Here is a 13,335-nt window from a genome sequence, read left to right as displayed (position 1 = left end):
GTCAGGAAAGCACTTCCAAGATCCTAAATCCATAAGGCTCGAGGATCAAATATTGATCATCGCTAGCGACAGAAAGTTCTTCCTTCGAGACATGATCACAAAGCTTTTTGGGACTGAAGCCAAACTCTTTGAATGCATACCAAGTCAAAAAAGAAGCCTTATCTGAGAAATTTCCGACTACAAAAATTCGCTGATCTTCTTTTTCCCGAAGGAATCCAGCTACATGGATATTATGTGGATTCATCCATCGAATGTTGCTATTATCTGAAATAGCAGGAAGACTTTTCCGGATCTGTATCAACTGTTTTAAGCCAGAAAATACCCTTTCCTCCACAGTTCCTTCTGTATGACGCTCAGCTGCCTTTTCCCAATCAATTAAAGGTCTATGCATCCATCGATTATCGTAGCTTTTCGCTGGATCAAGCTGAAATGTATAATCATTCAGATAGCCCAATTCATCTCCATAATAAAGCATGGGTAAGCCTCCCTGGAAAATAGAAAAAGCCTGCATCAAGAGTATTTTTTGGATAGAAAGCGCTACTTGATACCCATCCTTAGCATACAATGCTGCTTCCAAACCGCATAAGGAGGCCAGTGATCCAGAAATCCGAGCGTCTCCAGTCTTGGGATTACTAGAAAACAAAGCCCCGCGAGATGGACTTCCCGAGAATGAACCGGAAAAGTAATTTTTCAAAAAGCTTCGATGCATAAAAGGATCCTTTCCTGCCTTCGCAATCATCCAATCATCATACCCAAGTCCTATATCATCATGACAGCGGGTATAAGATATCCAACTTGTTCCCTGTGGCTTTTGCTGTAAAATAGGCTGTGCTTCCAGCATGACTCTAGTGTCGCCTGAGGCGAGCATATCCCACTGCAGAGCCATTTGTGTGGCATTGTAGGCAAAATCGCACTCCTTCCCTGCTCGATCACCTTTTCCGAAGTACTCCATGATAAAATTGGGGGCAACAATGGCCTCTCCCAAAATTGCCATACCTGGGCTGGCAATCTGTACAGCTTGCTTGATCAGTTGAAGAAGTAAATGAGCCTGAGGCAGGTTCTGACAGCTTGTTCCTGTTTCTTTCCAGATAAATGCAGGAGCGTCGATTCGAATCAAATCCACTCCCAAATTGGCATAGAAAAGAATATTATCCAGCATCTCCCGAAGAACTTCCGGATTCCGGTAATTCAAGTCCCATTGGTAATTGTGAAAGACTGTCATCACCCATTTTTGACATTCCTCGGACCAGGTAAAATTACCCGGTGAGCTTTCAGGAAAGATTTCGGGCATGGCCGCCTCAAACTGATTGGGAATCCAGCGGTTATCATACATATAGAAATAATCCTGATACTTCTTTTCACCGGATTTGGCCTTTTCGGCCCATTCATGTCGATGCGAAGTGTGATTGAGTACGATATCCAGCATCAAATACATCCCCTCATCATGCATTTTTTTACGGAGAGAGGAAAGTTCTTCCAGCGTCCCAAAGCGCTGATCGACTTTGCGGAAATCAGACACTGCATAACCGCCATCACTTTCCCCCTGAGGACTTTCGAATAGTGGCATCAAATGAAGGAAATTAACTCCAAGCTCGTCCAGATAAGCCAGTTTGCCTTCCATTTGAGCAATAGAACCTGCAAAACGGTCCACATACAAGCTCATGCCTACTAAGTCATTGGAAAGAAACCAGTCAGGCTTTTTGGATAAATCCCGCTTCTTAAGATCGGCTGACCTACTCAGATATGCCGAAATTATTGATCGAAGAAGGTCTTGGAATTTGACTTCTGCATCTTCAAGATGTCCATAGATGGAAAAATAAAGCTGTCGGAGATTCTCATATCCCAATTCCAACCTTTTCCAAAATTCAGCATGCTCTTCAGAACTACTGATCCCAAACTCACCTGCCATTGATTTGTAATCCTTATTTTCCACTTCAATAATCATCCTTAATGTCCACTCCCTCCGATGGGCTGATCTGTTACGATATTCTTATTTTCTTTAATTAGCAATACTGCAGCTGCAGCCACTATCAATAATACTCCACCAAAAACAATGGCCAATCCTGGATCATTTCCCAAAAAGTTTTTGGAGATAAAGCCGAAAGTTACTGTCTGCAAAATCATAGGAATCACAATCATCATGTTGATAATCCCCATATACACCCCATAGCGTTCCTTTGGAATTTCATTGACAACGAGTAGATAAGGCACACCCATCATACTAGCCCAAGCGATCCCAAATCCTGCCATCGGGATAAAGAGCGCATATTTATTTGTCAATTGGGGAAAAACCATCAATCCTAAACCAGCAATAATTAGACAGATGAAGTGAACCTTCTTAGGGCCAAACTTGGTAGCCATTCGGGCAAGGTAAAAGGCTGAAAGAAAGGTCACCACATTGTACCAACCATTAACCAGGCCGGTCCATCCCACTGCCTCTTCATAAAGCTTGGGGTCGCCACTTGGGCTGGTATTCCAAACCGATTGGGCGACACTCTTGGCGGCATTTTGCCAATAACAAAAGAGCGCATACCATTGAAAAAGATAGACCAAGGCCAATTGCCACATGACTTTTGGCATGACCATGATTGATTCAATGATTTCGATATTTTGGGCAAAAAGAATCCGAGTTTTCGAATTGGATTTGGTTTTTTGCAAAACTCTATGCAGAAGTCCTCTCGAGAAAATCGCGGGTACTAGCAAAACCAAAAAGACCAGGTAAGCAATCAAAGTGGTTAAAATCGAAAGGAAAAACTGAATGGCTGGGTGAGGCATGCCCTCCGTTCGCTTTTTCAAAGCTTTCAACTCTTCCTCACTGGGCGGAATTTCGGGCGTCTTGGAAATACTCCACATCACCGACCCGATGGAACAAACAGTACCTAGGAAAAAAGACGCATAAACCCAATAAGGCAAGGAACCCCAAGATCCGGGAATATATTTTTGAAATACAAAAAGAGAAACATTAGCCAAGGTAATCCCCAAACCCGTGAAGAAACTTTGCGTCAAAAACCCGGTACTATACTGCTCGTCGGGAAGCTTGTCTGCGATAAGGGCTCGGTAAGGTTCCATTGCTGTATTATTCGCAGCATCTAGCACCCAAAGTAAACCTGCAGCCATCCAAAGCGAGCTACTGAAGGGATACAAAAAGAGCGTAATGCTACAGAATAAAGCCCCGATAAAGAAGAAAGGCTTTCTCCTGCCATACTTAGGGCTCCAAGTATTGTCGCTAAGTGCCCCAATGATGGGTTGAATCAAAAGCCCGGTCATAGGACCAGCCAAGTTAAGAATGGGGATTTCGTCAGGAGCTGCACCCAACATGTCGTAGATGGGATTGACTGCACTCTGCTGTAGACCAAAACTGTACTGAATGCCAAAAAACCCAACATTCATGTTGATGATCTGCGAAAAGGACAAGGTGGGTTTTCTCATTAAAAACCGATTTATTTTGGGTTTGTAGAAGACTTGATTCTTTTCATAGAAAAAAACCTGTTCAACATACCAAATTTTCTTTGTCAAAAAGAAGCATTAAGAGAGAAATAAAAGAAAAATTTAATGCAAACGGTTGATAATTTTGACAAGACTAAATTTCACTTATAAATCTGGCTGTCCTAGCTTTTTGCTCTTGAGACCGATCAAAGAGTTTTCACAAAATCTCTTTCTCCTTCATTTTCCCTAATTTTGCAGCCATGTCGAGAAAAATGAAAAACAAGATCATCACCGAGGTGGCCATTGAGCGCATTGCCTCCGAAGGGAAATGCATCGGGCATCATGATGGGAAGGTGGTTTTTGTGGGGAATGTTGCCCCGGGAGACATTGTAGACGTGCGGATCACCAAGGGAAAAAGCTCCTTTATGGAGGGGGAAGCCGTACATTTCCACCAATACTCCAAAGATAGAGTTGAGCCATTTTGTGCGCATTTCGGAACCTGTGGTGGCTGCAAATGGCAGCACATCAATTATGATCTGCAAAAGACCTACAAAAGGCAGCAGGTAGTCGATCAATTTGAGCGAATTGCCAAAGTTCCTATCCCCGAGGTCTTACCGATTTTAGGATCTGCAAATACCCGCTACTACCGGAATAAACTGGATTTCACTTTCTCGAATAAAAAATGGCTGACCATCGAGCAGATCCGATCCGGCGAAGAGTTTGAGCGCAATGCCTTAGGCTTTCATATCCCAAAGATGTTTGATAAGATCATCGACATTGATCATTGCTACCTGCAGGGTGGTCCTTCAAATGATGTGAGAAATAGCCTTCGAGAATTTTCCCTCCAAAACCGACTGAGCTTCTATGACATTCGAAATCAGGCAGGTTTGCTTCGAAATCTTATCATCCGGACTACATCTACGGGTCAAACCATGGTGATTGTCCAGTTTGGTGAAGATGATGCGGAGAATATTCAGCTTGTGATGGAGTTTATGAAGTCAAAATTCCCGGAAATCACCTCCCTCCTATATGTCATCAATACCAAAGGAAACGAAACCTTTCATGATTTAGAATTGGTAACCTTCGCAGGCTTACCTTACATCGAGGAAGAAATGGAAGGGCTCAAGTTTAGAATTGGTCCGAAATCATTTTATCAGACCAACTCTGATCAGGCATACGAACTGTATAAAGTTGCGAGGGATTTTGCAGAGCTCAAAGGGGATGAAGTAGTCTATGACCTTTATACTGGGACAGGTACCATTGCCAATTTTGTAGCCAAACAAGCCAAACAAGTAATCGGTGTCGAGTATGTGGAAGCTGCGATCGAGGATGCGAAATTGAATTCCGAAATCAATGGAATCACGAACACGCAATTCTATGCAGGTGACATGAAAGATGTCCTCAATGAAGAATTCATTTCGCAGCATGCAGCTCCGGATGTGATTATCACTGATCCGCCACGAGCAGGAATGCACGAAGATGTAGTGAAAATGCTGCTTCGCCTTGCTGCCCCTACGATCGTTTATGTCTCTTGTAACCCAGCCACACAGGCTAGAGACGTAGCTTTGCTAGCTGAAAAATACCAAGTGGAACGAATTCAGCCTGTAGACATGTTCCCTCAGACCTATCATGTAGAAAATGTTGTACAATTAACCTTAAAGCCATGATTTCTGACTTTAACGATCCCGAACTCAACGGAAAATACTTGGGTACAATCAGCAGTGATTTTGTAAAAATCTCAGATGTACTCAAAGAGGCTGCCTATCAGGTCAAGTCAAGAGGATTTTCAGATTTCCCTATTTTCCCCATTTCCAAGGAAATGCAACCCATCGGAAAGTTGTTTTTGGGGAAGGTAGAGAAAAACCTCGAATGGAATTATTTCATCACCTACGTCGATGAATTTGTGCAGCGAAAGCTGATAGCCGAGGATGCTCTTGAGGACTTTAAGAAAGCATTCAAAGATCCTGATGAGTTCTGCTGTCTATTTGTGATGGACGGAGCCTTTACCAGTTTTGTCTACATCCCTTATCCTGAGGAATAAAGACAAAAAATGATAAAAATTAAGCCGTGGTTGAAGCGAATCACGGCTTTTTTGCGTCTAGGAGAAAAACCAATTACTAGCACAATTATGATTAAAAACCCAGTATCCATTTTCAAATCAATTGCCTTGAAGTCCTTAGCTTTCGGCGGCTTGGCTTTATTGGCAACTTCCTGTTTGGATGACATTGACATTCCTGATCCTACACCCGCAGCTTATGTTTCTATCTACCAGGGATCTGCAACAGCTCCTGACCTCAATATTTTCGCCGACAACAATCAGGTAACACAGCAACCCTTAGGGTTTTCTGAATTCATCGCCTATAGCCCCTTTTTCATCGGTGAGCGTCTGATGCGCTACACCAGTGCTTCGAGTACCAGCAGCCTTTTAGAGCAAAATGTCACTCTTGAAGTGGATAAAGTCTATTCGATTTTCCTTAGCAGTAAAGATGATCAGCTTGAATCTACCTTAGTCGAAGATATCTGGGAAGACCCCGTGGCAGATTTAGCCCAACTTCGATTTGCACACCTTTCCTCAGAACTAGGAGAGGTCTATGTAGAGTTTTCGGGATTAACTACGCCAATCACTCCAAATGTAAAGTTCCAGGATATCACAGATTTTGGGGAGCTAGAGCCAGGGATTTATGACATTGATGTAAAATCCGTCGAAAACGGAGAATCACTTCTTCAAATCGATGGTGTCGAAATCAGAGATAGGTTTGTTTACACGCTAATTCTAAAAGGAAATGAGGGTGCAACTGAAACATCCAAGGAGCTGGACCTTCAACTTATTACCAACTATTTCGGGATCTAAAAATCCCATCACAATGGATTAAGACCGGGGCACAATTGCTCCGGTTTTTTTTTGTCCCAACAACTACGAGACAATACGACGATTTTTTTTACCTGGAAACAGAAAAAATAAAGAAACAGTACTGAAACCACGGAATATTTTACCCTAAGTCAATAAGGGACAATATAACCTGGTGAAAAAACATTAACCATTAATTCCGGCACTGGCCCAGGATCTTTAGATGGAAATGAAAATTAGATGCCAGCAAGACAGAGGTTGTTCAAAAATAGGATTCAAGAGGCTATGCCTTCCCATTTTTCAAGACAAGTTCAAAAACCTTTATTTCCCAAAATTAACTTTGAAAGACGCGCCTACCAGACCGGGATTTTCACCAAAACCCGTAAAGTCTGTCAACGGGAGATTGTAAAATGGCATCAAGACATAGTTGACATTTTTGCTTTCCAGCAGCTGAATATTCAATCCAAAATTTGCTGTAGCAAAAGGATAAAACCGCTGATTGGCAGGTTCCAAGGAAGTATTTTGTACCACTGACTCTTGAATGATTCTAGAATCATTGATACTCGAATTCGCCGCATCATTTGCCACAACCACCTGTCTTGTAAAAGAAGACTCCACATCGGCTTGCTGATTGATGGCATAGATAGAAGAAAATCCAGCTCTTATGGAAATAGTATTACTTGGATTGATTGGATATTGAACAAACAGCGGAAGCTCCACTTGAGCCTGATTGACGGTAATTCTTTCTTCAGAAGGTGCAATAGAACTTGCAAAGGCATTTGCTGGTGAAAATACCACTTCACTTTGCTGGCTAAGAGTATTCAAGGCCAAACCGGTTCCCAGTCTAATTTTCTCTGTCACAGGAACGGCCAATGCCATTCCCAAGCCCAGACTGCTGCTAGAAACCTGTCCACCTCCATCGCCTGTACCTCCACCAAATGCAGGAGCCACCCCAACTTCCCAAGCGATAGCTTTAGAATTTTTTGACCTTTTTTCTTCCTCTGCTAAGGCCATATTCCATGAAGTCTCATCAATCTTATTGCTTATTTCAGAAGAATCAGCCAAATCTCTATTTCGGTAGTATGAATTTTTGGCTTCTGAGTTACTCGAATTCGACCAGTCTCCTGCCAGAAGTTTTTGTTTGAACTCTGCTTCAGACAATGATTTGAATGGAATATCACTCGTTTTTTCTTTTGGAATTCCAGAATCCCCGATCATTTCTTTATTTGGAAAATTTGAAATAGACTGTTCTGTATTTTCTGATTTAACAGGCTCTATAGAGCTTACTTTGGAAGATTCAGCAATCAAATTTTCAGGAGATACTGGATTAGTTTTGATTTCTAGTTCCTCTTTATAAATAGAGTCAACTTGAGCGGGAGTAGTTGGGAGTTCAAATTCAGATTCTATACTAGTAATCACCTCATTTTGATCAATATTATCTGACTGAAAATCCTGAGAGATCCAGGTATAACCCAGCCCAAGCAGAAGGCATGCTGCGATTCCACTTATAAAGACAGGCAACCATGGAAAACCACCCGATTTCCTGCTTTTTTCAAAAGCCTCCCAAGCTCCTTGCTCATAGGCTTGAGGATGATTCTCTTGATACTTTCGAAGAGAATCGGCTATTTCTTTTGATATTTTATCTTCCTGCATATTCCTTCAGGTGCATTTCTACTAATTCTCTTAATCGAGCTTTCGCTCTAGCCAGATAAACCCTAGAAGAGCTTTCTGTAATCCCCATTTTTTCACCGATTTCCCGATGACTGTAGCCTTCCACCTCATAGAGACTGAACACCAAATAGTGGTCTTCGGGAAGCTGATGGAGCAATTTCACCAGATCTTCATAGGCCATATCACTAATGGCATGGACCTCATGAAAGACCTCATTTTGCTCATTAATTTCCTGCTGTTGACTGTACTTTTTATTTTTCCTGTACCAATCAATCGCTGTATTCACGGTAATTCGACGAAGCCAGGGCTTTACGGCCTGATGATCTGTGAGGCTTTCGATGGATCCAAAAAACTTCAGAAAAGAATCGTTGACTATTTCTTGGGCTAAGTCCCGATCTTTGGCATAGGAAAGACTGATACCCATGACATAGCCATAGTATCTCTTAAAAAATAATTCCTCACTTTTTGCTGAGCGACGTTTGCAACCGTCAATCAACTCTTGGTCTGACCAATTCAATGCGTAATTCTATTTGGAGAAATCACCATACCACAAGGTCTATCTCCGCCGATTTTCTACCTATTTCACTTCCTGATTTAATTCTGCTTTTTCGATTTTCAAGGCTGTTGATCTTCAACTGAAGCCTATCAAAATCAAAAAAAACATCCGTTTATTTAGGAACGGATGTTTTGAGATTTACGCTACAAGGAAAGAAAAATTATTTCAAGTCCCCATTCCAATCGACTTCTCTTTCGAAAGGTTTAATCGTACTATCCAGCAAGACAGATACTTCTCTTCGGTTCAATTCCTTCTCGGTGGTAAAACTTCCCGGCAGCCCGGCATCAGTCCAAGCATCAGCCAAATCTTTCAAGGAGATTTCAGATATTAGGTTTAAAAGTACCTGGAAGCGTTCACCAGTCAGGTAGGCTCCACTAGCACCCCAAAAAGCCTCCAAAGAATCAGAAAAAGGTCTCAAGCCCTGAATTAACTCAAATTCTGTCACCCTTCTATTAGGGTAAAACCAGGTTTGGTTTGCCCACAGATACGGAACCCCCTCCCCTTTCAGAATGCCCGAAGCACCGATTCGTTGCATTGCCTGAAAATGTGGGTCCTCGGGATTCATATCCAAAAAGGGCATGATATAGGCCTTTTGATCCAGAAGAGCCTGTTGAACTTCCCTGATGGAAATTTTCTGAAGACTTTTCTGCTGCTCAGCAGCTATTGATGCCAATACCCCAGCAGCATGCCCAATTCCCAAAACGACCGGCTGAAGCCTAGATGCCCCATTGACAATATTGGAAACAGAGATACTCTTCTCAGCAAGAATTAATGCCGATTGGGATTTTGGTACCAAAGCTCCGAGAGGGACATTGTAGGAAGGAACACGGATCTTGATAAAGTCAATGGCCGGCGCATCTAGATTCTTTTTATGATGATGGTCAATAGTGTAGTCTCCTACGGCAATTCCTGTGCGATATAAAGGACTAGGTGCATCATAAGGAGTACGGACAAAAGGAAGGGTGAAATCCACCATTCCTCGGAATCGACGTGATTCACGATGATAAGGAATCATGGGTAAACCATCCTCAGTAGGATATTCATCCGTTGCAATTCCCAAATGCTTGAAACCTAATTCATGCTGAATGTAATAGATAAAGCGTAAGCTGGTCTGCTTGGCTTTTTCAAGTTCCTTTTCACGCTCCTCAGGCGATAGTTCGACCAGATTGACATAGTGATCATTTCCACAGTTTGGCCAGTTGATCATGTATTTTCCATTGGGAAGCTTGCCATAGTCCAGCATCTTCTGACAGTCAAGAGTAGGATCTTCATCCGTGATTGGATCCGCATGGGCACAGGCACAGGCAAATTCGGCTGGGTCATAATTAGCCGGCTTAGGAATTGTTTTATCAGAACCTTGTCCAAAATCCTTTAAGGTCACTACATAGGTAAGGTCCTGGACGATATCATTGGCCTGCTCCGGTGCAAAAGCCTCTCCGATCTCATCACGGGCATCCATTCCAAGACGGTATTCAACCCCCAAACTTGCAGCCACATCTCCCAACTCGGTAGCATCAATCAGGATCGGAGACCAAAACTCCAGACTTTGGCCGTTTTTGTCTGCACTTACTTTCCAAAGGCCATTGATGTAATCAGCGCTTTTCCAATGGGTATTAAAGTTGACTTCGAGTCCTTTGGTTTCAGCTACCAATTGCTGGAAAATCTGATTCCCTACTTTAGGTTCAAAAAGCGTATTACTCACCCATCCGGTAGACATTGCTTGTTGGGAGCCATAGTGTTCTATCAATTTCGTACGAAACTCACCCCAAATACCTGAAGGAAGGCGATGATTCCCATCGATGGCAGAGACACCAGCAGAAGTAAGCATTCCCCCCAGCCAGGGCCCTTCTTCGATAATTAGCGTATTGGCTCCATTGCGAGCCGATGCAAGTCCTGCAGCAGTCCCACTTGCCCCTCCCCCGATGATGATTACATCATAGTTTTGAGCAAAAGAAACAATGGAGATAAAAAAAGCGGCTAAAAGAAAACAGGTTTTTTTGAACATAATGTAGGTTAATTTTTGGGTGTATTAGGCTTTGGGTTTAATCCATCATATACAGCATTGAGCAAACTGCGTGTATTATCTTCGCTCATCTCCCAGAACATCGCACCTGCCAGCTTATTTTCTTTGATAAATTTCATTTTTTCCGCTAAAGACTCCGTGTCTTCATAGGTAATCCAGGCTGAATCCTTTGCAGAATATAAATACGGAACGCTTGCTTTTTCATCCCAGAATCTTACATAATGTGAGGTCTTAGAAAGAGCAAAAATTTGATGATATGGCAAGCCCATTTCAAAATCTCCGGACTGAAAAAGCCCATTTTCATCTGGAGGAACATTTTTCCACATTCTCCCATAAAAAGGAACACCAAGTACCAATTTTTCGGCCGGGACCCCAAATTCAATGTGCTCCTCAACGGTAGTTTGAGCGGAGCGCCCTTTTGCTCCATGAGGATAAAGATTTGCATGATGCCCTGTGACTTTATCACCGGCGGTGTAGAAGTCGTACGCCATAATATTAATAAAGTCCAGGTACTCTTGTGCCGCCGCTAGGTCATTTACTTCCAGATAACGACGGAATCCACCAGAAGCAATGGTGCTTAGGTACTTTTTGCCTGTTACAGAGCCAAGAGAATCCAATGCCTCCCGGAAGCTCTTCAGCATAGCCACGAAGTTTTCCTTATCCTCGGGCTTGTAGGGGTTATTATCACCGGGAAGACCAGGGTATTCCCAGTCATAGTCCAGACCATCCAAGTCGTACTTTATCAAAAAATCTATTCCAGACTTTGTCAACTTCTTGATTCCTTCCGGAGTGGATACAGCTTCGGAAAAGCCTTTGGAATGGGTCCATCCACCGATAGAAACCAATAGCTTCAAGTCAGGATTTATGGATTTCAATTTATGAAGCTCCAAAAAGTTCAAACTGTCTCGCTCGCTTTTTCCTTCCATATTTTGTACCAATCCCTCCCTTACATCAGCAAATGCATAATTGACATGGGTAAGCTTCTCGGCAGGAATTCGATTGGCTTTCACCGTTTTCCAACCAGCTACATAGCCAACGATGTGGTAATTTTTATCCGTCAGATTTGCATCCGATTCAGGTTTCGGATTGCTGCAGGAAATAACAAAAAGGAGTAGGCCTAAAGTAAGAATTCGCATGTGTGAGTTTTTTTGAGGCAAGTTAAAAAAGACAGAGGTTTTGAAATGAATCAAAACCTCTGCAATCAAATCAAATTAACAGAAAATTAATTTCCGCCATCCCACCAGATACGTGTCGCGAATAGATCTCCGCCCATTCTTGATACAGCAGACTGGTAATTATCAGGGTTAGCACCGATTTCGGTCTCCCAGTAGATTAATCTTCTTGGAATGAAGTTGCCTTCCCAGGCATTTGGATCCTGTGTTGGAGTCAATTCAGGATAACCTGTACGTCTCCAGTTAGACCAAGATTCGATATCATTTAGGTAGGTAGCAGCCCAGTACTCCTCTCCGATCAGACGCATTTTATCTTCATTAGAAGCTGCACCAAAACCTCTACCAGCTATGTAGGCATCGATATCTTCTGCAGGAACTGCGAAAGAAGGATCAAACAAAGTCCAAGCATTGATGGCTGCTGCCACACCTGCATTGAAGTGAGATTCAGCACTTCCGCCGATCCAACCTTTCAAAGCAGCTTCAGCTCTCATAAGCTCAACTTCTGCATAAGAGATCAAGTAGTAAGGATCTTCCCAATCAAGATACTTCAGATTAAGCATAGAGAAATTTTGCTGCACTACACTGAATCCATCCAAGGTACCTGGAGGAACTGCATCTACTAAATTGGTGGAATTGTATCCATTAGGCAAACCGATTTGTGCTTCAGGCTCGGTAATCCAAGTAGACGCATCCTCTGGATTTCCAATACCGCCCGTGATGATCATTTTTCGAGGATCATTATTGGCATCCATCCAGCTCATGAAGGTGTCAGAGATCTTACAGTCTCTAGAGTACTTGTAAGTATTCCAATATCCATCGTTCAGGCCATTTCGGTTGACACCTTGAGGTCCTGGAGCATAATGGATGTAAGCGATATCATCATTGCTGGTGAAAGCACCGTTGCTATTAGCTTCAGTGAATACTTCCTGAGCTTTGGCAGGGTCTACATTGCTGATTCTCATTGCCATTCTCATAAGAAGAGAGTTAGCAAACTTCTTCCACTTATCAGTGTCTCCAAAGTAGATGAAATCCTGAACTCCTAAAGGTCTCGCTGAAGCGGAGAAACGGTCTCGAGCTGCTCTTAGATCATCGATCATTTTGTTATACACCTCTTGCTGAGGCTCATAAGTAGGGAACCAATTTTCCTCTGCCTCTAGGCCATATCCAGCCTGAGTGTAAGGTATATCTCCATACATATCGGTCATTCTGTGCAGGTCAAATACCCGAAGGATAGTTGCCGCTGCATTGACATTTGCCTCATTAGGATCATCAGCTGTCTTTCTGATTACCTCTGAGAAAAGCCGAATTACAGCTGTAAAATGACGCTCCATGTAAGCACCAGAATATTGCGCATTGTAGAAATACTTATCACCACTGAAGTATCCTGCTGTAGATGCGGTATGCTGAATCATCGTGGCAGCATAAAGCATATTTGCACGGGTATTTTCATACTCCCCTCCTATACGAAGTGTACCCAAGGAAAACAGGTACTGCATATCGATATCTTCGACTGCGTTCTGATTTATATTCAAGTCCAAAAGATCCTGCTCGCTACAAGAAGTAGCAAATAGCATGGAAGCCAACATCAGACCTGTTATTTTATTTGATATTCTCATTGTTTAAATAGTTTAGGGTTGAG

10 protein-coding genes are annotated in these 13,335 nt (G+C 42.6%); 3 read left to right on the top strand and 7 right to left on the bottom strand.

What is annotated here, in order from left to right; genetic code table 11:
• Position 1 precedes the first annotated feature (1 nt).
• Both G457_RS20920 and G457_RS0102480 read right to left on the bottom strand, forming a co-directional pair.
• Entirely contained in the window at positions 2-1,909 is a 1,908-nt protein-coding gene (locus G457_RS20920; RefSeq protein WP_162142685.1) for an alpha-amylase family glycosyl hydrolase, read from the bottom strand.
• 38 nt (positions 1,910-1,947) lie between these two features.
• Entirely contained in the window at positions 1,948-3,429 is a 1,482-nt protein-coding gene (locus tag G457_RS0102480) for an MFS transporter (RefSeq protein ID WP_026945062.1), read from the bottom strand.
• Between the two features lie 257 nt (positions 3,430-3,686).
• Between G457_RS0102480 and rlmD the strand changes: the two genes are divergently transcribed.
• Genes rlmD through G457_RS20915 form a run of 3 tightly spaced genes read left to right on the top strand, consistent with a single transcriptional unit; the run spans position 3,687 to position 6,277 of the window.
• Positions 3,687-5,093, top strand: a complete 1,407-nt coding sequence (gene rlmD / locus G457_RS0102475) for a 23S rRNA (uracil(1939)-C(5))-methyltransferase RlmD (RefSeq protein WP_026945061.1) — start codon at positions 3,687-3,689, stop codon at positions 5,091-5,093.
• On the top strand, positions 5,090-5,467 hold the full coding sequence (locus G457_RS0102470; RefSeq protein ID WP_026945060.1) for a hypothetical protein: 378 nt from the start codon (positions 5,090-5,092) through the stop codon (positions 5,465-5,467). Before rlmD ends, G457_RS0102470 begins: the two co-directional genes overlap by 4 nt.
• A gap of 9 nt (positions 5,468-5,476) precedes the next feature.
• On the top strand, positions 5,477-6,277 hold the full coding sequence (locus tag G457_RS20915) for a DUF4397 domain-containing protein (protein WP_051260670.1): 801 nt from the start codon (positions 5,477-5,479) through the stop codon (positions 6,275-6,277).
• Between the two features lie 318 nt (positions 6,278-6,595).
• On the opposite strand, the gene G457_RS0102460 is transcribed toward G457_RS20915, so the two are convergent.
• The 5 genes from G457_RS0102460 to G457_RS0102440 all read right to left on the bottom strand — a co-directional run bounded on the left by G457_RS0102460 (position 6,596) and on the right by G457_RS0102440 (position 13,312).
• Positions 6,596-7,927 carry a hypothetical protein gene (locus G457_RS0102460; RefSeq protein ID WP_026945059.1) on the bottom strand — a complete coding sequence of 444 codons (1,332 nt, stop codon included), beginning with the start codon at positions 7,925-7,927 and terminating at the stop codon, positions 6,596-6,598.
• The gene (locus G457_RS0102455; RefSeq protein ID WP_026945058.1) at positions 7,914-8,462 is read right to left on the bottom strand and encodes an RNA polymerase sigma factor; all 549 of its coding nucleotides are present in this window, start codon (positions 8,460-8,462) and stop codon (positions 7,914-7,916) included. Before G457_RS0102455 ends, G457_RS0102460 begins: the two co-directional genes overlap by 14 nt.
• Positions 8,463-8,661: 199 nt before the next feature.
• Entirely contained in the window at positions 8,662-10,506 is a 1,845-nt protein-coding gene (locus G457_RS0102450) for an FAD-dependent oxidoreductase (RefSeq protein WP_026945057.1), read from the bottom strand.
• A gap of 8 nt (positions 10,507-10,514) precedes the next feature.
• A complete protein-coding gene (locus G457_RS0102445) occupies positions 10,515-11,660 on the bottom strand; it encodes a glycoside hydrolase family 18 protein (RefSeq protein ID WP_026945056.1) in 1,146 nt (381 codons plus the stop codon).
• An 86-nt stretch (positions 11,661-11,746) separates the two neighbouring features.
• On the bottom strand, positions 11,747-13,312 hold the full coding sequence (locus G457_RS0102440; RefSeq protein ID WP_026945055.1) for a SusD/RagB family nutrient-binding outer membrane lipoprotein: 1,566 nt from the start codon (positions 13,310-13,312) through the stop codon (positions 11,747-11,749).
• Positions 13,313-13,335: the final 23 nt, after the last annotated feature.

It is taken from the genome of Algoriphagus marincola DSM 16067 (assembly GCF_000429405.1).
Classification (GTDB): Bacteria; Bacteroidota; Bacteroidia; order Cytophagales; family Cyclobacteriaceae; genus Algoriphagus; species Algoriphagus marincola.
The sequence above is the reverse complement of the archived record's forward strand: the minus strand, read 5'-3'. Positions and strand labels throughout refer to the sequence as shown.

What these genes read in the sequence shown, in the direction of transcription:
- G457_RS20920 (WP_162142685.1), bottom strand. Translation starts at nt 1,909, where the DNA reads ATGGCAGGTGAGTTTGGGATCAGTAGTTCTGAAGAGCATGCTGAATTT.
- G457_RS0102470 (WP_026945060.1), top strand. Translation starts at nt 5,090, where the DNA reads ATGATTTCTGACTTTAACGATCCCGAACTCAACGGAAAATACTTGGGT.
- G457_RS0102440 (WP_026945055.1), bottom strand. Translation starts at nt 13,312, where the DNA reads ATGAGAATATCAAATAAAATAACAGGTCTGATGTTGGCTTCCATGCTA.
- G457_RS0102480 (WP_026945062.1), bottom strand. Translation starts at nt 3,429, where the DNA reads ATGAGAAAACCCACCTTGTCCTTTTCGCAGATCATCAACATGAATGTT.
- G457_RS0102450 (WP_026945057.1), bottom strand. Translation starts at nt 10,506, where the DNA reads ATGTTCAAAAAAACCTGTTTTCTTTTAGCCGCTTTTTTTATCTCCATT.
- G457_RS0102445 (WP_026945056.1), bottom strand. Translation starts at nt 11,660, where the DNA reads ATGCGAATTCTTACTTTAGGCCTACTCCTTTTTGTTATTTCCTGCAGC.
- rlmD (WP_026945061.1), top strand. Translation starts at nt 3,687, where the DNA reads ATGTCGAGAAAAATGAAAAACAAGATCATCACCGAGGTGGCCATTGAG.
- G457_RS20915 (WP_051260670.1), top strand. Translation starts at nt 5,477, where the DNA reads ATGATAAAAATTAAGCCGTGGTTGAAGCGAATCACGGCTTTTTTGCGT.
- G457_RS0102460 (WP_026945059.1), bottom strand. Translation starts at nt 7,927, where the DNA reads ATGCAGGAAGATAAAATATCAAAAGAAATAGCCGATTCTCTTCGAAAG.